At 60.6% G+C, this 18,833-nt stretch carries 14 protein-coding genes; 10 read left to right on the forward strand and 4 right to left on the reverse strand.

The features are described from left to right. Window positions 1–66: 66 nt before the first annotated feature. The 4 genes from rnc to pdxJ all read left to right on the forward strand — a co-directional run bounded on the left by rnc (window position 67) and on the right by pdxJ (window position 3,261). Window positions 67–756 carry a ribonuclease III gene (gene rnc, locus AC1D19_RS12060; protein WP_008053221.1) on the forward strand — a complete coding sequence of 230 codons (690 nt, stop codon included), beginning with the start codon at window positions 67–69 and terminating at the stop codon, window positions 754–756. Further along, window positions 749–1,651, forward strand: a complete 903-nt coding sequence (era, locus tag AC1D19_RS12065) for a GTPase Era (RefSeq protein WP_007973959.1) — start codon at window positions 749–751, stop codon at window positions 1,649–1,651. Before rnc ends, era begins: the two co-directional genes overlap by 8 nt. A 121-nt stretch (window positions 1,652–1,772) precedes the next feature. After that, the gene (recO, locus tag AC1D19_RS12070; RefSeq protein ID WP_477763305.1) at window positions 1,773–2,462 is read left to right on the forward strand and encodes a DNA repair protein RecO; all 690 of its coding nucleotides are present in this window, start codon (window positions 1,773–1,775) and stop codon (window positions 2,460–2,462) included. A gap of 52 nt (window positions 2,463–2,514) precedes the next feature. After that, window positions 2,515–3,261 (forward strand): pyridoxine 5'-phosphate synthase, encoded by a 747-nt coding sequence (gene pdxJ / locus AC1D19_RS12075; RefSeq protein ID WP_477753516.1) that lies wholly within the window; start codon window positions 2,515–2,517, stop codon window positions 3,259–3,261. Window positions 3,262–3,344: 83 nt separating this feature from the next. Here pdxJ and mltF read toward each other — a convergent pair whose 3' ends face one another. Next, entirely contained in the window at window positions 3,345–4,805 is a 1,461-nt protein-coding gene (gene mltF / locus AC1D19_RS12080) for a membrane-bound lytic murein transglycosylase MltF (protein ID WP_477753515.1), read from the reverse strand. Between the two features lie 285 nt (window positions 4,806–5,090). On the opposite strand from mltF, the gene purL reads away from it, so the two are divergent. Both purL and AC1D19_RS12090 read left to right on the forward strand, forming a co-directional pair. Further along, complete coding sequence (gene purL, locus AC1D19_RS12085; RefSeq protein WP_477763306.1) at window positions 5,091–8,987, forward strand: phosphoribosylformylglycinamidine synthase; 3,897 nt, start codon at window positions 5,091–5,093, stop codon at window positions 8,985–8,987. A 20-nt stretch (window positions 8,988–9,007) separates the two neighbouring features. After that, on the forward strand, window positions 9,008–9,319 hold the full coding sequence (locus tag AC1D19_RS12090) for an NGG1p interacting factor NIF3 (RefSeq protein ID WP_477763307.1): 312 nt from the start codon (window positions 9,008–9,010) through the stop codon (window positions 9,317–9,319). Between the two features lie 86 nt (window positions 9,320–9,405). Here AC1D19_RS12090 and AC1D19_RS12095 read toward each other — a convergent pair whose 3' ends face one another. The 3 genes from AC1D19_RS12095 to AC1D19_RS12105 form a co-directional block, all read right to left on the reverse strand. Further along, on the reverse strand, window positions 9,406–15,159 hold the full coding sequence (locus AC1D19_RS12095; protein ID WP_477763308.1) for a membrane-targeted effector domain-containing toxin: 5,754 nt from the start codon (window positions 15,157–15,159) through the stop codon (window positions 9,406–9,408). A 303-nt stretch (window positions 15,160–15,462) separates the two neighbouring features. Next, entirely contained in the window at window positions 15,463–15,966 is a 504-nt protein-coding gene (locus tag AC1D19_RS12100; RefSeq protein ID WP_477753511.1) for a L,D-transpeptidase family protein, read from the reverse strand. Window positions 15,967–16,087: 121 nt separating this feature from the next. After that, the gene (locus AC1D19_RS12105) at window positions 16,088–16,639 is read right to left on the reverse strand and encodes an NUDIX hydrolase (RefSeq protein WP_477753510.1); all 552 of its coding nucleotides are present in this window, start codon (window positions 16,637–16,639) and stop codon (window positions 16,088–16,090) included. Window positions 16,640–16,786: 147 nt separating this feature from the next. On the opposite strand from AC1D19_RS12105, the gene AC1D19_RS12110 reads away from it, so the two are divergent. The 4 genes from AC1D19_RS12110 to AC1D19_RS12125 all read left to right on the forward strand — a co-directional run bounded on the left by AC1D19_RS12110 (window position 16,787) and on the right by AC1D19_RS12125 (window position 18,778). After that, on the forward strand, window positions 16,787–17,386 hold the full coding sequence (locus AC1D19_RS12110) for a CoA pyrophosphatase (protein WP_477763309.1): 600 nt from the start codon (window positions 16,787–16,789) through the stop codon (window positions 17,384–17,386). Window positions 17,387–17,437: 51 nt separating this feature from the next. After that, on the forward strand, window positions 17,438–17,962 hold the full coding sequence (locus AC1D19_RS12115; RefSeq protein ID WP_218429474.1) for a gamma carbonic anhydrase family protein: 525 nt from the start codon (window positions 17,438–17,440) through the stop codon (window positions 17,960–17,962). Further along, a complete protein-coding gene (locus AC1D19_RS12120; protein ID WP_477763310.1) occupies window positions 17,959–18,174 on the forward strand; it encodes a DUF1289 domain-containing protein in 216 nt (71 codons plus the stop codon). Before AC1D19_RS12115 ends, AC1D19_RS12120 begins: the two co-directional genes overlap by 4 nt. Window positions 18,175–18,310: 136 nt before the next feature. Continuing rightward, window positions 18,311–18,778, forward strand: coding sequence for a preQ0 transporter (locus AC1D19_RS12125; protein ID WP_477763311.1), 468 nt, complete (start codon window positions 18,311–18,313; stop codon window positions 18,776–18,778). Window positions 18,779–18,833 lie beyond the last annotated feature (55 nt).

The raw sequence follows: 18,833 nt of genomic DNA on the forward strand, positions 1-18,833 counted from the left end.
CCCAAGCCTGCGCCGCCTCACGGCGATGGCGGTGGAATCCAGCCACGAACTCAGCGTGGGTAAATCGTGAGCGTCTCCTTAAGCCGTCTAGAGCGTCAGCTCGGCTACACCTTCAAGGATCAGGAGCTGATGGTCCTGGCCCTGACTCACCGCAGCTTTGCCGGGCGTAACAACGAACGCCTGGAATTCCTCGGTGACGCCATCCTCAACTTCGTCGCTGGCGAGGCGCTGTTCGAGCGCTTCCCGCTGGCCCGCGAAGGCCAGTTGTCGCGTTTGCGCGCGCGCCTGGTCAAAGGTGAGACCCTGGCCGTTCTGGCCCGTGGTTTCGATTTGGGCGAATACCTGCGCCTGGGTTCGGGCGAGCTGAAAAGCGGCGGTTTCCGTCGCGAGTCGATTCTGGCCGATGCACTGGAAGCGCTGATCGGTGCGATCTACCTCGATGCCGGTATGGAAATGGCCCGTGAGCGTGTGCTCGCCTGGCTGGCCGGCGAGTTCGAAGGTTTGACGCTGGTCGACACCAACAAAGATCCAAAGACCCGCCTGCAAGAGTTCCTGCAGTCCCGGGGTTGTGAGCTGCCGCGTTACGAAGTGGTGGATATCCAGGGTGAGCCGCATTGCCGGACGTTCTTCGTCGAATGCGAAATCATCTTACTGAATGAAAAAAGCCGAGGTCAGGGTGTGAGTCGTCGTATTGCCGAACAGGTAGCGGCCGCCGCAGCACTGATTGCCCTGGGTGTGGAGAATGGCAATGACTGATACAAATGCAACTCGCTGTGGCTATGTTGCCATCGTCGGCCGTCCGAACGTGGGCAAGTCCACGCTGCTGAACCACATCCTGGGTCAGAAGCTGGCGATCACCTCGCGCAAACCGCAAACCACTCGTCACAACATGCTCGGCATCAAGACCGAGGGCGACGTGCAGGCGATCTACGTCGACACCCCTGGCATGCACAAGGGCGGCGAAAAGGCTCTGAACCGCTACATGAACAAGACCGCTTCGGCGGCGTTGAAAGACGTCGACGTGGTGATCTTCGTGGTCGACCGCACCAAATGGACCGAAGAGGACCAGATGGTTCTCGAGCGCGTCCAGTACGTGACCGGCCCGCTGATCGTAGCGCTGAACAAGACCGATCGCATCGAAGACAAAGCCGAGCTGATGCCGCACCTGAGCTGGTTGCAGGAACAGTTGCCGAATGCGCAGATCATCCCGATTTCCGCGCAGCACGGGCACAACCTCGATGCACTGGAACGCGTGATTGCCGAGCACCTGCCGGAAAACGATCACTTCTTCCCGGAAGACCAGATCACCGACCGCAGCAGCCGCTTCCTCGCCGCCGAGCTGGTGCGCGAGAAAATCATGCGCCAGATGGGCGCCGAGCTGCCGTACCAGATCACCGTCGAAATCGAAGAGTTCAAGCAGCAGGGCAAGACCCTGCATATCCATGCCTTGATCCTCGTCGAGCGTGACGGCCAGAAGAAAATCATCATTGGCGACAAGGGCGAGCGCATCAAGCGTATCGGCACCGAAGCGCGCAAGGACATGGAGCTGCTGTTCGACTCCAAGATCATGCTCAACCTGTGGGTCAAGGTTAAGGGCGGCTGGTCCGATGACGAGCGTGCGTTGCGTTCGTTGGGTTATGGCGACTTGTAACAAGGATTCAACGATCAAAAGATCGCAGCCTTCGGCAGCTCCTACGGGTGTACACAATACCCATGTAGGAGCTGCCGAAGGCTGCGATCTTTTTGTGTTTCCTGACCGGTAAATCTTCGCCATGTCGACTGCTCCGCCCATCGCCCAACCCGCCTACGTCCTGCACTCCCGCGCCTACCGTGAAAACAGTGCTCTGGTGGATTTCCTGACGCCGCAAGGCCGGCTGCGGGCGGTGTTGCGCAGTGCGCGGGGCAAGGCCGGGACGTTGGCGCGGCCATTCGTGCCGCTGGAAGTGGAGTTCCGGGGCAAGGGTGAGCTGAAGAATGTCGGGCGCATGGAAAGTGCCGGCGTTTCCACCTGGCTCAATGGCGAGGCGCTGTTCAGCGGTCTTTACCTCAATGAACTGCTGATTCGTCTGCTGCCCGCCGAAGATCCGCACCCCGCCGTGTTCGATCATTACGCCGCCACTTTGCTCGCCTTGGCCGAGGGCCGCGCGCTGGAGCCGTTGCTGCGTTCCTTCGAGTGGCGCCTGCTCGATGACCTCGGATACGGATTCTCACTGACCACGGATATCCACAGTGATGCCATCGCTCCCGACGGCCTCTATCGTTTGCAAGTGGATGCGGGGCTTGAACGTGTCTACCTGCTGCAACCCGGTCTGTTCAATGGCACTGAACTGCTGGCCATGGCCGAAGCCGACTGGAGCGCACCGGGTGCTCTATCGGCAGCCAAGCGTCTGATGCGCCAAGCTCTGGCTGTTCATCTGGGCGGTCGACCGCTGGTTTCCCGAGAGTTGTTTCGAAAGCCGTAAATTCCCCGTGTATGCTGTGCACCGAACTTTCTCTTCTTCTGGAGCGCTTTCCGTGACCACCAGCACCCGCATTCTTCTTGGCGTGAACATCGACCACGTTGCCACCCTGCGTCAGGCCCGGGGCACCCGTTACCCGGACCCGGTCAAGGCAGCACTGGACGCGGAAGAGGCGGGCGCTGACGGCATCACCGTGCACCTGCGCGAGGACCGCCGGCACATTCAGGAGCGCGATGTTCTGCTGCTCAAGGACGTGCTGCAAACCCGCATGAACTTCGAAATGGGTGTCACCGAAGAAATGATGCAGTTCGCCGAGCGCATCCGCCCGGCGCACATTTGCCTGGTGCCGGAAACCCGTCAGGAGCTGACCACCGAAGGTGGCCTGGACGTGGCGGGGCAGGAAGCGCGGATCAAGGCAGCGGTCGAGCGCCTGTCGAAGCTCGGCTCCGAGGTGTCGCTGTTCATCGATGCCGATGAGCGCCAGATCGAAGCCTCCCGCCGTGTCGGCGCGCCTGCCATCGAACTGCACACCGGGCGTTATGCCGATGCCGAGACGCCGACCGAAGTCGCCGAAGAACTCAAGCGTGTGGCCGATGGCGTGGCCTTCGGCCTGGCCCAGGGCCTGATCGTCAATGCCGGCCATGGCCTGCACTATCACAACGTTGAAGCCGTGGCGGCGATCAAGGGCATCAACGAGCTGAACATCGGCCATGCGCTGGTGGCCCATGCGCTGTTCGTTGGCTTCAAGTCGGCTGTTTCGGAGATGAAGGCGCTGATTCTGGCGGCGGCTGCCAAGGCATAAGATCAAAAGATCGCAGCCTATGGCAGCTCCTACATGGGAATGCGTTTCCCTGTAGGAGCTGCCGCAGGCTGCGATCTTTTGCTTTATAGCGGAGCAGGCTCTTGCGCCGGCTTGGTCTTGTCGATCCCCGGAACAAGCAGTTTGCCCTCGGCGACCTGGTCGCCTTCAAGCTGCGGCTGCGTGACCCAGGTCAGGATGTCGTAGTAGCGACGGATGTTCGCCACGAAATGCACCGGTTCGCCGCCACGGGCGTAGCCGTAACGGGTTTTGCTGTACCACTTCTTTTCCGACAGGCGCGGCAGGATCTTCTTCACATCCAGCCATTTGTCCGGGTTCAGCCCTTCCTTGGCCGCCAGTTTGCGTGCGTCATCCAGGTGGCCGCTGCCGATGTTGTAGGCCGCCAGAGCAAACCAGGTACGGTCCGGTTCCTGAATCGAACCGTCGAGCTGGTCTTTCATGTAGGCCAGGTACTTGGCGCCGCCCATGATGCTCTGCCTGGGGTCCAGGCGGTTGGACACGCCCATGGCTTGCGCGGTGTTCTGGGTCAGCATCATCAGGCCGCGCACGCCGGTCTTGGACGTGACGGCCGGTTGCCACAACGACTCCTGGTATCCGATGGCCGCCAGCAGGCGCCAGTCGACTTTCTCTTTCTTGGCGTACGACTTGAAGTGCTGTTCGTACTTGGGCAGGCGTTGCTGCAAGTGTTGGGCAAACGTGGTGGCGCCCATGTAGCCGAGAACGTCGACATGCCCGTAGTAACGATCCTTGAGGCGTTGCAGGGTGCCGTTTTTCTTGACCTCGTCGAGGTACTCGTTGATTTCGTTGAGCAGGCTGTTGTCGTCGCCCGGCGCGACGGCCCAGCTCTGGTTGCTGGCGTCACCAAGGTCGAAGGCGACACGGATGTTGGTGAAGTACACCTGGTTCATCGCTACTTCGTTGGAGTCGACCAGGGTCAGGTCGATCTGTCCTTCGTCCACCATGCGCAGGAGATCGACGACCTCGACTGCGTCAGACTCTTCGTATTCGATGCCGGGAAATTTCTGTTTCAGCTGCGCCAGTTGTTCGGCGTGGGTGCTGCCCTTGAGCACCATGATCTTCTTGCCCACCAGATCCTTTGCGTCGGTCGGCCGTGACTGGCCGTTGCGGTAGATGATCTGCGGGGTGACTTCCAGATAGGAGTGCGAGAAGCGCACCTGCTTCTTGCGTTCTTCGCTGCTGACCAGGCCGGCAGCCGCCAGTACCGGGCCATTGGGCTTGCCGACCTGGTTGAACAGGTCATCGAGGTTGTCGGCCGTCTCGATCTTGAGCTCGACCCCCAGATCGTCGGCGAAGCGCTTCACCAGCTCGTATTCGAAGCCGGTTTCACCGTTGCGATCCTGAAAGTAGGTGGCGGGGCTGTTTCGGGTAACCACCCGCAGCACACCATCCTCCTTTACGCGCTCGAGCGTGTTGGGTTTATCAACACAGCCACCGAGCATCAGGAAGAGTCCGGTTGCGATCAGCCATTTGGCGTACCGCGGACGCAAAGCCGTTGGGAAAAACATCTGCGCAGTATACGCAAAGGACCACGGGCGCCATATCTCGACAGTGAGGGGGTTGTCTGCTAGAGATCACAAAAACGGCTGAAACCCCCCAGAAATGGGCCTTGCCTGCATTTTTTCGCAGTAAAAATAAGCTGTTGTCACACACCCGGTTAACCTGACTTTAGAGGCAGAAACACAGATCGAGACCCGAGTGCAACCGTGCGTAGCGTTTCGGGTGCTGTCGCGGGCTGTTTAGGCTAGAATGCACGGCCTCAAAGCACACCCCTTCCCGAGGCTGTCCCGAAGATGTTGATCCTGCGCGGCGCTCCTGCCCTTTCTGCCTTTCGCCACAGCAAACTCCTTGAGCAACTGAGCCAGAAGGTTCCGGCTGTCAGTGGCCTGTATGCTGAATTCGCTCACTTCGCCGAAGTTACCGGCGTCCTGACCGGCGACGAACAGCAGGTGCTTGCGCGCCTTCTGAAGTACGGTCCAAGCGTTCCGGTACAAGAACCGACCGGTCGTCTGTTTCTGGTGCTGCCGCGTTTTGGCACCATCTCGCCATGGTCGAGCAAGGCCAGCGACATCGCTCGCAACTGTGGCCTGGCGAAAATCCAGCGCCTGGAGCGCGGCATCGCGTTCTATGTGGCCGGCCAGTTCAGCGACGCTGAAGCTCGGTTGATCGCCGACGGTCTGCACGACCGCATGACCCAGATCGTCCTGGGCAACCTCGAACAGGCCGCCGGTCTGTTCAGCCACGCCGAACCGAAACCCCTGACCGCCATCGACGTGCTGGGTGGCGGCCGCGCCGCGCTGGAAAAAGCCAACACCGAGCTGGGCCTGGCCCTGGCCGAAGACGAGATCGACTATCTGGTCAATGCCTTCGTCGGCTTGAAGCGCAACCCGCACGACATCGAACTGATGATGTTCGCCCAGGCGAACTCCGAGCACTGCCGTCACAAGATCTTCAACGCCAGTTGGGACATCGATGGCCAGAGCCAGGAAAAAAGCCTGTTCGGCATGATCAAGAACACCTACGTGATGCACAGCGAAGGTGTCCTGTCTGCTTATAAGGACAACGCTTCGGTGATCGTCGGCTCCGTGGCCGGTCGTTTCTTCCCGGACCCTGAGACCCGCCAGTACGGCGCGGTGCAGGAGCCGGTGCACATCCTGATGAAGGTTGAAACCCACAACCACCCGACCGCGATTGCCCCGTTCCCGGGCGCATCCACCGGTTCCGGCGGCGAGATCCGCGACGAAGGCGCGACCGGCCGTGGCGCCAAGCCAAAGGCTGGCCTGACCGGCTTCACCGTGTCCAACCTGCAGATCCCGGGCTTCGAACAGCCGTGGGAAGTGCCGTACGGCAAGCCTGAGCGCATCGTTACCGCGCTGGACATCATGATCGAAGGCCCGCTGGGCGGCGCTGCGTTCAACAACGAATTCGGTCGTCCGGCCCTGACCGGCTACTTCCGTACCTTCGAACAATCGATCACCACCCCGCACGGCGACGAAGTTCGTGGTTACCACAAGCCGATCATGCTGGCTGGCGGTATGGGCAACATCCGTGAAGAACACGTCAAGAAAGGCGAGATCCTGGTCGGCTCCAAGCTGATCGTGCTCGGCGGCCCGGCGATGCTGATCGGCCTGGGCGGCGGCGCGGCTTCCTCCATGGCCACCGGCACCAGCTCGGCAGACCTGGACTTCGCTTCGGTACAGCGCGAAAACCCGGAAATGGAACGTCGCTGCCAGGAAGTCATCGACCGTTGCTGGCAACTGGGCGACAAGAACCCGATCAGCTTCATCCACGACGTGGGTGCGGGCGGTCTGTCCAACGCCTTCCCGGAGCTGGTCAACGACGGTGACCGTGGTGGCCGTTTCGAACTGCGCAACATTCCAAACGACGAGCCGGGCATGGCCCCGCACGAAATCTGGTCCAACGAATCCCAGGAACGTTACGTCCTGGCCGTCGGCCCGGCTGACTTCGAGCGCTTCAAGGCGATCTGCGAACGTGAGCGTTGCCCGTTTGCCGTAGTCGGCGAAGCCACTGCCGAACCGCAGCTGACCGTCACCGACAGCCACTTCGGCAACAGCCCGGTGGACATGCCGCTGGAAGTGTTGCTGGGCAAAGCCCCGCGCATGCACCGTTCGGTGGTTCGTGAAAACGAACTGGGCGATGATTTCGATCCGTCGACCCTCGACATCGCCAACTGCGTCGAGCGCGTCCTGCATCACCCGGCCGTGGCGAGCAAGAGCTTCCTGATCACCATCGGCGACCGCACCATCACCGGCCTCGTGGCCCGTGACCAGATGGTCGGCCCGTGGCAGGTGCCGGTGGCCGACGTTGCCGTCACCGCCACCAGCTTCGACGTCTACACCGGTGAAGCCATGGCCATGGGCGAGCGTACTCCGCTGGCACTGCTGGACGCTCCGGCGTCGGGCCGCATGGCCATCGGCGAAACCCTGACCAACATCGCCGCTTCGCGCATCGGCAAGATCTCCGACATCAAGTTGTCGGCGAACTGGATGTCCGCTGCCGGTCACCCGGGTGAAGATGCACGCCTGTACGACACCGTGAAAGCGGTCGGCATGGAGCTGTGCCCTGAGCTGGGCATCACCATTCCGGTGGGCAAGGACTCGATGTCCATGGCCACGCGCTGGAACGATGAAGGCGTGGACAAGTCCGTGACTTCGCCGATGTCCCTGATCGTGACCGGTTTCGCGCCAGTGACTGACATCCGTCAGACCCTGACTCCGCAACTGCGCATGGACAAGGGCACCACCGACCTGATCCTGATCGACCTGGGTCGTGGCCAGAACCGCATGGGCGCCTCGATCCTCGCGCAGGTTCACGGCAAGCTCGGCAAGCAGGCTCCGGACGTCGATGACGCCGAAGACCTGAAAGCCTTCTTCGCCGTGATCCAGGGCCTCAACGCCGACGGCCACCTGCTGGCTTACCACGACCGTTCCGACGGTGGTCTGCTGACCAGCGTTGTCGAGATGGCGTTCGCCGGTCACTGCGGCCTGAGCCTGAACCTCGACGGTCTGGCAGAAACCTCCGCCGACATCGCCGCCATCCTGTTCAACGAAGAACTGGGCGCCGTGATCCAGGTTCGCCAGGACGCTACGCCGGACATCCTTGCGCAGTTCAGCGCTGCCGGCCTGGGTGACTGCGTGTCGGTGATCGGTCAGCCGATGAACAACGGCGAGATCAGCATCACCTTCAACGGCGAAACCGTGTTCGAAGGCCAGCGTCGTCTGCTGCAGCGTCAGTGGGCCGAGACCAGCTACCAGATCCAGCGTCTGCGCGACAACGCCGACTGCGCCGAGCAAGAGTTCGACGTGCTGCTGGAAGAAGACAACCCGGGCCTGAGCGTCAAGCTGAGCTACGACATCAACCAGGACATCGCCGCGCCTTACATCAAGAAAGGCATTCGCCCACAGGTTGCCGTACTGCGTGAGCAGGGCGTCAACGGTCAGGTGGAAATGGCGGCGGCGTTCGACCGCGCCGGTTTCAACGCGATCGACGTGCACATGAGCGACATTCTGGCCGGCCGTGTCGACCTGAACGAGTTCAAGGGCATGGTCGCTTGCGGTGGCTTCTCGTACGGCGACGTACTGGGTGCCGGTGAAGGCTGGGCGAAATCCGCGCTGTTCAACAGCCGTGCCCGCGATGCGTTCCAGGGCTTCTTCGAACGCAACGACAGCTTCACCCTCGGCGTGTGCAACGGTTGCCAGATGATGTCCAACCTGCACGAGCTGATCCCGGGCAGCGAGTTCTGGCCGCACTTCGTGCGCAACCGTTCCGAGCAGTTCGAAGCCCGTGTTGCCATGGTGCAGATCCAGGAGTCGAACTCGATCTTCCTGCAAGGCATGGCCGGTTCGCGTATGCCGATCGCCATCGCCCACGGCGAAGGTCATGCCGAGTTCGCCAGCGAAGAAGCACTGCTGGAAGCCGATCTGTCGGGTTGTGTGGCGATGCGTTTCGTCGACAACCACGGCAAGGTCACCGAAAGCTACCCGGCCAACCCGAACGGCTCGCCGCGCGGGATCACCGGCCTGACCAGCCGCGACGGTCGCGTGACCATCATGATGCCGCACCCGGAGCGTGTATTCCGTGCCGTGCAGAACTCGTGGCGTTCGGATGACTGGAACGAAGATGCACCGCTGATGCGCATGTTCCGTAATGCTCGCGTCTGGGTGAACTAAGAACGGGTGAACTAAGCGCCGTGTACAAGCTCAGCTTTTTTGTTCCAACCAGTCATGTCGAAGACGTGAAGAGCGCCGTATTCGCCGCCGGTGGCGGACGGATCGGTGCTTACGATCACTGCGCATGGCAGGTGTTGGGCCTGGGTCAGTTTCGTCCACTGGACGGCAGCCAGCCGTTCATTGGGCAAGCGGGGCAGGTCGAACAGGTCGAGGAATGGAAGGTCGAGTTGGTGGTGGCGGATGAGTTGATTCGCGCGGTGGTGGCGGCTTTGAAACAGAGTCATCCCTACGAGACGCCGGCTTATGAAGTGTGGCGGTTGGAGGATTTCTGATCTTCCTGGCTGCTGAAATGAGAAACCCGCTGAAAGAGATTTCAGCGGGTTTTTTGTTGGGCGTGATAATAGGTGACTGGCGCCGATTACGGCGCTGGCGTCAGGGGAACGTCTGCCTTGAGTGCTTCGATCAGCATGTTTTGGTACTCGAAGTGTCGTGTCGACATGTCCCAGCGGTCGATAAAGAACAATCCGTTATCGTCCACCTGAATCGGTGTGGAAACAATTTCACCGCTGCGGGAGCGGTGCAACAGGTTGGTCTCGACAGCCGAGGGGCGTTCGATCAGGAAGTGCCCCGCCTGGCGTAATCTTGACCTGTCGACAGGTGCAAAGGGCGCGGGAACTCGTTGCCGGGCGTTGCTGACTTCCAGTTTGAAGTCACTGCGTATCGCCCTCCAGCCAGGCCCCGTGAGATCGGTTTCCCAGTACCCGAGGTGAATGCCTCTGGACAGTGACGGCGCGCAATCCCTGACATGCAGGCTGACCGTGCCCAGGATTTCGGCCAGTCCCGATACGCCTTGGTAGTTATTGGTGTGGGCGCTGCCGATGAAGGCAATCCACTTATGGGGGCCGTGTGCCGCCTGGTCGGCCAGGATGACCCGGGAAGCGAAGTAGTTGAACATCTGGTTGCGGGCTTTTTCCGGATCAGGCAAGCCCTTGAGGTGATAGCTGGCGGTACAGTCCAGCGCCCTGATGCGGATGCCATATTTGTTGGCGGCCTGGATGACTTCCGAGTAGTTGTCAGAGCCATTGTAGAACGGCATATGTCCCCGATCCTGGGCTTTCAGGTAGGCCTTGAGGTTGTCGGGAAACCGCTGGGTTAGATGGAACACCTCCAGTTCAGCCTGGTGCAGGTCGGTGAGCAGGTGTTCGACGTAGAGCGTCTTGTAGCCCTGCTGCTTCAACTGCTTCATCTGCTTTATCAGAAATGCCTTGCTCGACTCTGCCGAGTGAGCCTCGCCAATCACCAACCCCGGCAGGCGGCTTTCGCTGATTTGTTTCAGGAACGACTCGGGCGTGGTGCTGGTGCTGATCGTTGGCAACGTTGGCCTGGCAGGCGGAACATAGTCGGCAAAGAAGCTCTTGGCATTGGTATTCAAGTTTCTGCGTAGCTTGATGAATTCAGAGAACGCTTCAGTTCGCGTTGGCTGGGACGGTGCGTAGCGAGAGTCCAGGCCGCGCGGTTGGTCGCTCATGCGGGCGATCTCATCTCTTAGCGACGGTGCAATATCGAAGTCGTTGAAATGGCCAGTGCTGACGACGGATGTAGAGGCAGCCGCCGAGATGGGTTCGGGTGTCTTGTACGGTGTTTGCAGGGTCATGTGGTAGTCACCTTTGGCGAGTGCATCACCTGGTATCTTGCCGGGGGTGTCTGACCAGATGCCCACCGATTGATTCAAGCCGACGTCTTCGATGCGCAGCGCAACCGCATTGGTCAAGTCAGCCAGGCCAGGTGTCCCGTTGTATGTGGTCATGCGCGAGCGATCGACCAGGGCGATCCAGCGTTCGTGCGGTGCATCGGCCATGTCGGCTTCAATGACTTTGTGCGAGTAGTAGTTTCTCAGGCTGTTGGGCTGGGGCGTGGTCGGCGAGCTATCGCCCATGAGCAGGACATCGTCCAGTCGATAGGAGGTCGAGGCGTCCAGCGCCTTGATTTGCACGCCTTTTTCCCTGGCCTTGCGTACGAGGGCCAAGTAAGAGTACTCGGCGTCTTTTGCGATGCCGAAGGACCGGTCTATGGCCTTCAAATGTTCTTTGATGTGCCGCCATGATTTCCCTTGGTTGAACTTTTCAAGCTTGAGCTTGAAAACATCCCCTGGCAGGAACTCCACATACAGGCGCTTGAAACCTTGCTTGACCAGGGCATCCATGTTGGTAATCAGTGCCTGCTTGCTGGCGATGGAGCCTGGCACGGCACCGATGACCAGGTTCCTGTTGCCGGCAAAGGCATCGTTGACGACCAGTCGGGCCAGCGGGGTGCTGGCATCTACGGCAGGCACGCTGGCGCGAGCGGGCAGCGTGTCGAGGTAGAGGAAGAAGTTGTCCGCGTCCTTGGTCAGGCGTTCGACCTGCTGCAGGTAAACCGTGCGTAACGAACGCAGTTCATTGGCGGCACTGCCCAGCACAGTGGCGACTAAACCTTGGTCAATATCGGCTGCCTGGCTGATCATGAGCGCCCGTATCTGCGGGTCCATGACCGGCTCAAGCCTGCTCCAGTACTTCTGTGGCATCCCATAGTCTTTTGACGGTCCGGGAGTTTCAGGCACTGTTTCATATTTCGGCGCGCCGCCGGAAACTCCGGTGCGGGTCCAGATGCCCTCGGCGTTCGGTGCGGCCAGGCGCGTGGTCGAGACCCATTTGCCGCTGACCGGGTCATGGCGATACAGCAAGTAGCGACCGATCACATCCGGGGTCTTCGGCGCCCAGAGCACCTCGCCGTTGAACAACACAGGCTGCATGCCTGCAGGTGCCGGGGGGGCGGTTTCCAGCTGGCTGATCAGCTTCATCGCCCGGCCTTGCTCGGTGCTGGCAACTGCCAGGCGCACGGATTTGCCGATGGGTTTGAACGAGTGCAGGACCGGACGCAGGTCGGTGAAGAGGGCGCCGGCGCTGTTGAACAGATACCCGGCGAAGTGCTCAAGGGCGGCCGAGGTGTCGCCCTGGTTGTACGCATGCAGGGCGAGCATGCCGTCCTTGAAGGCCAGTAGCAGGCCAACACTCAGACTCAGAGCCGGGAAAGGCGCAGTGGCGATGGCGGCCACGAACTCCACGCACGTCCAGAGCATGCTGGTGATCATCTGAGTGCGGTTAGTGGTGGTGGCGGTCACTTCGTCGATCTTGCGTTGCAGCTTCATGTTGTACAGCAAACGGCGCAGGTCAAGCACCGGAGGCAGTGCCCGGGTCGAGTCGTAACGTGGGGGGCTGGGGGTGGTTTTATCCAGGTCCTCAGGCAGCCCTTGTTTGGCGGCCTCCAGAAATGCCTGGATCCGGCCCCGGGATTGAACATCGACACGCAGGGTGAGGTAGCGGATGAAGTCGGGGAGTTTTTTCAGCAGGTAATTGAACTGCCTGGCCTCGCGAAAGGTGATGCCGTCGGGGGCATGGGGCGTATAGAGCAGCACCGGGTTGTCAGCGTGGCTGAACAGGTAGGTGTCGATGACCCATTCGCCGTCGACCAGCAGGCGATGGATGGCGTAGTTGCCGCGAGTCTCCAGCGACGTGTCGCCCATACTGGCGATGCAGCGCTCAAGCCATTGCAGGTCAACTCCGGCGATGTGTCCTTGCAGGCGACACTCCAATGCGGCACTGAGCATCTGTCGTTGAGTAATAGCCAGCACCGCATTGCGCCTGAAAGTAAACGCCGGGCTGCCCGGGTCCAGCAACTCGGCCTTGACCTTGTCGACGTAGCGCTGGCCAATCCAGACGCCGGTGACCGAGCGCGCGACGGCTTCTGGATTGGCGTTCAGGGTGCTCAGGTCAACGCCTTGCGGGCCCCTGTACCTTGCCGAGCGGGAGAATTTTTCGTCGAGAAAACCGACGCCATCGGCGTAGCCATCACGGTAGAGCTGGGTATACGTCATGGGCGCCGGTGTCCGGGTGCCGAGTGCGGAGGGTGAATAGGCCCATACGGTGTCCGGGTCGACATCGTTTTGACGGCGACCCAGCAGTTGATTCAAGCGCTCCCTGGCCTTTTCATGCAGGTAGGCATCGAAGCTTTGGACGCGGGCTTCGGACTGTGGATGGTCGTTGTAGATCTGCAAGCTGCCTTCTGCATCCCCGGCCAGGGTCGAGAGTCTTCGCCTGACATCAATGGTGGCTGAGCGATACCAACTCGGCGTATTGAATTCGTAGTTATCGATACGTGTGGCGAGTACATGATCAGCCATCGATTTCAGGCTCTGGCGATAGTTGCCAGCGTTGAACGTGATCTTGTTGTAATCCTGGGCGTGAAACTTCAGGCTCAGACCGCTCAAGAGGTGCTTCATCGAGTTGCGAAGGCGCAGTGGTACCTGGCGGATCAAGTAGTCGGTCATGGTGCCGGGTGGGGCCTTGAGGCCGTTGTCCAGGGTCCAGCCGAGGATGTGTTGCTGGCACGCAAGCTCGCTGTCGAACACCTGGAACTGGTGCTCTTGTGGTGCCTCGGGGGTGCAGAGCAGTACGCGGTTGATCGTCCCGTCAGTATCGCTCTGGCGCAACACCCAGAGGTCCTGAAGTTGCGCGCCGTGCAGCGATAGGACGCTGGCGCCCTGGGTGGCTGCGCTCAGTTGCGCATCGGTACCCTGGCGCAGGCGCTGGATCGCCTGGTAGTCGTCTTCGCGAATGTGGCCTTGCAGGAAGGCGGTGTAGGCCAGGGCGTTGATCCGCTGGTCGAGCATCTGCTCGATGGCGCTGCTGAACTCGGGCCGGGCGTGCAGTTCTCGTTGCACCTGTGCAAAGTCGAACCGAGGTTGCAGGGTCATCAACTGTTGCACGATCCACGCTGGGGTCAGGTCTTGGTACGCATCGGGCAAGGGCGCTCCGTTATACGTAAAGGTGGTCTTCGTCAGAAAGTCGCAGCCAGGCAGTTCGTCGCCGGTATGCAGGCCCCGCAAGGCCAGGTCGATCAGGTTGCGATTGTGTTCATAGTGGCCGACGCTGGGCACAAGCCGTTGGGTTTTGACCTGTAGGTGCTCCGGGTTCAGGTCGTGAATCTCCAGGTCATCGCTCAACCGCTCCAGCCATTGAAAACGGGCCAGGGCTTGGGGGTTCGCGGCGGGGCCCAACAGATCGAGCAGGTGTTGGCGTGCCTGGTTGTAACTGGCCAGATGTTCAGCCAGCGTGGCCCGGTGTGCCTCGCTGGCGCTGCGATACCAATCGGGTGCGCTGTAGCGCAGCAACCGTTCGAGCAGGCGTTGGGCGCGCAGTTCCAGACGGGCACCGAGGTCGGGCAGGGCGCTGCGGATCGCGCGGTCGAGGGCCGCGATCAATTGGGCAGGGTCGTGCTGCGGGTTGTCCACCAGGCTCAGGGCCCGGTCGATATCCTGGGTGCGCTTGGCGATCAGTGCACCGACGGTGTGTTCGAACAACGGCTGGTCGTCGATGGGTGATAGTTCCAGGGGCCAGATTCCGGCGGGGCTCAAGGCGTGGTAGCGCGTGGGCAACCTGTCGATGAACTCACTGCGCCCGCTGGCGTGCTCCATGTTTTGCCGCAAGTGGGTGTTGAGTTCGGCCAGGGTGTTGAACGATTCGATCCCTCGCGCAGGTGTGAACAGCAAGACTTGGCCGACGTCCTGCGCGCTCATCAGGTCGTTGACTACAACGCTGTTTTTTTCTGTGGCGACAAAGGCACCGGCCAGCTCGACCTGTTGCGCCTGGTAACTGAACTGCAAGGCGTACAGGCCTGGACGCAAGCTTGGGGGCAGCGCCACGCTTTCGAGCATCGTGCCTTCTTGTGGGTGCAGCAGGCGATCCTGGACGCCGAGCCTGGCCTCATGCTCCAGGGCGGTGAACCCGGCTTCGAAGGTCATGTAGGATTTGAGTGACCTGCCATCGATCTGCCCACGCAGGTCCATGTCCATCAGATGCGTGTTCAAGGTGCTCTTGAGAGTGGTGAGCAGAGTCTGGCCTTCCGAGGTTTTCAGGTCGTTGTTGGCTAATCCTTGATAGTGGGTTTTGGCCTTGCTCAGGAACTGTTCCCGGTAGCGCTTGAGGATGCCGTCCAGGCGTTCCAGGTAGCGTTGTTCGGCTGTGGGTTTATGGTCGGGCAGCAGTGGGGTTTGGGCGTTGAGCAGGTGATGGCCGATTTGGTTGAGGTAGCCTTTGATTTCTTCAAAAGACGGTGGGGGGGTGGGTGTGCTCATGGAAACGGTCTCAGTCGGTAGAAAGAGCCGGCAGCATGGCGAGGAAGAGGGAGGAGGTGGTGGTACATATGTATGCCACGATTTGGCGGGAGTATCGCGATACATGCTGGGAGCCTGCTCGCGATAACGGCCTGTCAATCACAGACTCGGGGTTGGTTTGAAGTGGTATTAGAGGTGGGGATTTTGAAGGCAAGGATCGCAGCCTGCGGCAGCTCCTACGGGATTGGTATCAACTCCGTAGGAGCTGCCGCAGGCTGCGATCTTTTTAATTTATTTTTTCGGGCGACCAACGGTCGTGGGGGATTACGGGCGGATTTCGATCATCGTGCCGTCGGGCACCAGGTTCCAGACTTCGCGCATGTCCATGTTGCGCATGGCGATGCAGCCGTCAGTCCAGTCCAGGGTGTGGAACAGGTCTTCCGGGGTGTCTTCGCTGTCCGGGGTGCCGTGGATCATGATCATGCCGCCGGGCTCGACGCCTTCACGACGGGCGCGGGCCGAGTCGCTGATGTTCGGGTAGGAAACGTGCATCGCCAGGTTGAAGCGGTCGCTGACCTTGCGCCAGTCGACCCAGTAGAAACCTTCCGGGGTGCGCTTGTCGCCTTCCATCAGCTTGGGCCCCTTGGGACGCTTGCCCAGGGAAATGCGATAGGTCTTGAGCGGCTTGCCGTCATTGATCAATTGCAATTGATGGGAAGACTTGAGAATCAGGATCTTCTCGATGACCTTGCCGTCCAGGGTTTCCACGGCAGAAGCCTGGGACACCGTGACAAACGACAAACAGAACAGGGCAAGCAACCAGCGCATTGAAACGATTCCCCAGGAGGTGTCGCGACTATTTATGTATAGAAGTTTTTGCAGGAGCTGCCGCAGGCTCGTGCCGCGTTCGGGCGATCTTTCGGTGCCTTTGTGTGATGCCGAGATGACATCAGATAATGGCAGGCTGAGCAAGTGGCGGGATCGATTCAGACCGAACGGGATAGACCTCGGTCCGCCGGTCAGCGAAGAAGCATTCTAAGGTACGACCCACCGTGCGGAAAGCCAGCTCATCCCATGGAATGTCCGCTTCGTCGAATAGTTGCACTTCCAGGCTCTCGGGGCCGGCAGAGAAGTCCAGGTCCGCCAGTTCGGCCCGGAAGAACACATGCACCTGGCTGATGTGTGGCACGTCGATCAGGGTATAGATGCTCAGGTTGCGCACCCGGGCGCAGGCTTCCTCGGCAGTTTCGCGAATGGCGGCCTGTTCGATGGTTTCGCCGTTCTCCATGAAACCGGCGGGCAGGGTCCAGTAGCCGCGACGTGGCTCGATGGCCCGTCGGCACAGCAACACCCGGGTGCCCCAGGTCGCCACGCAGCCGGCGACGATGTTGGGGTTCTGGTAGTGAATGGCCTGACAGCTGTCGCAGACAAAACGCAGGCGCGAATCGCCTTCGGGAATGCGCTGGGTCACCGGGTTACCGCACTGGCTGCAAAATTTCATGCTGGGGTTCCTGAATGCTGCGCCTATCTTGGCGTGCGGCAGTGTCTGTCGGCAAGTTGTCGTTTCGCGACATGGGGCTGCTGCGGGGGTTGGGCGACCGCAGCGATTGGTGCATGATGCCGGGTAGGGCACAGATCGAGAACACTCATGCTGGACGAGCTACTGCATCGGGTTAGTAACCACACACCACGCACACTGGAGACCGACCGTCGTTTTCCCGAGGCCGCGGTGCTGGTGCCCATCACCCGCAGTGACGAGCCTGAGCTGGTGTTGACCCTGCGTGCCAGCGGCCTGTCGACCCATGGCGGCGAAGTTGCCTTTCCCGGCGGGCGTCGTGACCCTGAAGACCCGGACCTGATTTTCACCGCCCTGCGTGAAGCCGAAGAAGAGATCGGCCTGCCGCCGGGGCTGGTCGAGGTGATCGGCCCGCTCAGCCCGCTGATCAGCCTGCATGGCATCCAGGTCACGCCCTATGTCGGGGTGATCCCGGATTTTGTCGAATACCGGGCCAACGATGCCGAGATTGCCGCGGTGTTCAGCGTGCCCCTGGAGTTCTTCCGCAAAGACCCCCGCGAACATACCCATCGCATCGATTATCAGGGCCACAGCTGGTACGTGCCGAGCTATCGCTATGGTGAATACAAGATCTGGGGGCTGACGGCGATCATGATCGTCGAGTTGATCAACCTGCTGTATGACGCCAAAATCAGCCTGCATCAGCCTCCCAATAGCTTTATCAATACCTGAAGTCATCGTTCGAATGGCCAAAAAGCCCGCCTGAGCCTTGAGGAAACACAGATGAAATACCGCCTGGGCGACGCCCGCGTCGAAACCCATCCACAGAGCTGGGTCGCACCCAATGCCGTGCTGGTGGGCAAGGTCAAGCTGGAAGAGGGCGCCAACGTCTGGTTCAACGCCGTATTGCGTGGCGACAACGAGTTGATCCTGATCGGCAAGAACAGCAACGTCCAGGACGGCACCGTGATGCACACCGACATGGGCTACCCGCTGACCATCGGCACTGGCGTGACCATCGGCCATAACGCCATGCTCCACGGCTGCACCGTCGGCGACTACAGCCTGATCGGGATCAACGCGGTGATTCTCAATGGCGCGAAGATCGGCAAGAACTGCATCATCGGCGCCAACTCGCTGATCGGCGAAGGCAAGGAGATCCCCGATGGGTCGCTGGTCATGGGCTCACCGGGCAAGGTGGTGCGCGAACTGACCGAGCCGCAAATCAGGATGCTGGAGGCCAGCGCTGCTCACTACGTGCACAACTCGCAGCGTTATGCCCGCGATCTGGCCGAGCAGGAACAATGACCGCCACCGAACGCCCGGTGGCATCGCCCTGCGTGAGCATTTGTGCGCTGGACGACGATGATATCTGCACCGGTTGCCAACGCACGGTGGAGGAGATTACCCGCTGGAGCCGCATGGACAACGACGAGCGGCGCAAGGTGCTGGGGTTGTGTCATGAGCGGGCCAAGGCCAGCGGGCTTGTCTGGATGATCGGCAAGACACCTGGTCGATAATTGAAGATCAAAGGATCGCAGCCTGCGGCAGCTCCTACAGGGGATCGCATTCCAATGTAGGAGCTGCCGCAGGCTGCGATCTTTTGATTTTGCGTTTGGCTGAAGTAACCTGTGCGCCAATCTGACAGGTGCCCCCATGCTCTTCCTGATCGCCTACATCAGCAGCGTCGTGCTGATCAACTATGCCTTTTCCACCGCACCGGACCTGGACATCATCTGGTCGGCCTGGGGCGGGCTGGTGTTTGTGTTGCGCGACATGGTGCAAGCCCGTTTCGGGCATGGCGCCCTCGTGGCGATGCTGGCGGCACTGGTGTTGTCCTATGTCACCTCTGATCCGTCCATCGCTCTGGCCAGCGCCACGGCCTTCGCGGTTTCCGAGTGCATCGACTGGCTGGTGTTCAGCATCACCAAACGTGCGCTGCATGATCGCCTGTGGATAAGTTCGGCCCTGAGTATTCCCCTCGATACCTTTATCTTTTTCGGCATGATCGATGCCCTGACGCCGGGGGTGATCCTCACCGCCCTGGGTTCGAAGTTCGCCGGGGTCACCGCCGTGTGGCTGATCATGGCCTGGCGCCTGCGCAAACAGGCTGTCGTCAGCTGAAGTTCATGTAAAATGCCGCGCTTTCTCCCCATGGGAAGCGCGCTTCCCTCGATGA

This window comes from Pseudomonas sp. P1_C12, from assembly GCF_056406435.1.

Excerpts from the sequence above, each read along its gene's own strand:
- era (WP_007973959.1), top strand. The coding sequence starts at position 749 with ATGACTGATACAAATGCAACTCGCTGTGGCTATGTTGCCATCGTCGGC.
- recO (WP_477763305.1), top strand. The coding sequence starts at position 1,773 with ATGTCGACTGCTCCGCCCATCGCCCAACCCGCCTACGTCCTGCACTCC.
- mltF (WP_477753515.1), bottom strand. The coding sequence starts at position 4,805 with ATGTTTTTCCCAACGGCTTTGCGTCCGCGGTACGCCAAATGGCTGATC.
- purL (WP_477763306.1), top strand. The coding sequence starts at position 5,091 with ATGTTGATCCTGCGCGGCGCTCCTGCCCTTTCTGCCTTTCGCCACAGC.
- AC1D19_RS12095 (WP_477763308.1), bottom strand. The coding sequence starts at position 15,159 with ATGAGCACACCCACCCCCCCACCGTCTTTTGAAGAAATCAAAGGCTAC.
- AC1D19_RS12100 (WP_477753511.1), bottom strand. The coding sequence starts at position 15,966 with ATGCGCTGGTTGCTTGCCCTGTTCTGTTTGTCGTTTGTCACGGTGTCC.
- AC1D19_RS12105 (WP_477753510.1), bottom strand. The coding sequence starts at position 16,639 with ATGAAATTTTGCAGCCAGTGCGGTAACCCGGTGACCCAGCGCATTCCC.
- AC1D19_RS12110 (WP_477763309.1), top strand. The coding sequence starts at position 16,787 with ATGCTGGACGAGCTACTGCATCGGGTTAGTAACCACACACCACGCACA.
- AC1D19_RS12115 (WP_218429474.1), top strand. The coding sequence starts at position 17,438 with ATGAAATACCGCCTGGGCGACGCCCGCGTCGAAACCCATCCACAGAGC.
- AC1D19_RS12120 (WP_477763310.1), top strand. The coding sequence starts at position 17,959 with ATGACCGCCACCGAACGCCCGGTGGCATCGCCCTGCGTGAGCATTTGT.
- AC1D19_RS12125 (WP_477763311.1), top strand. The coding sequence starts at position 18,311 with ATGCTCTTCCTGATCGCCTACATCAGCAGCGTCGTGCTGATCAACTAT.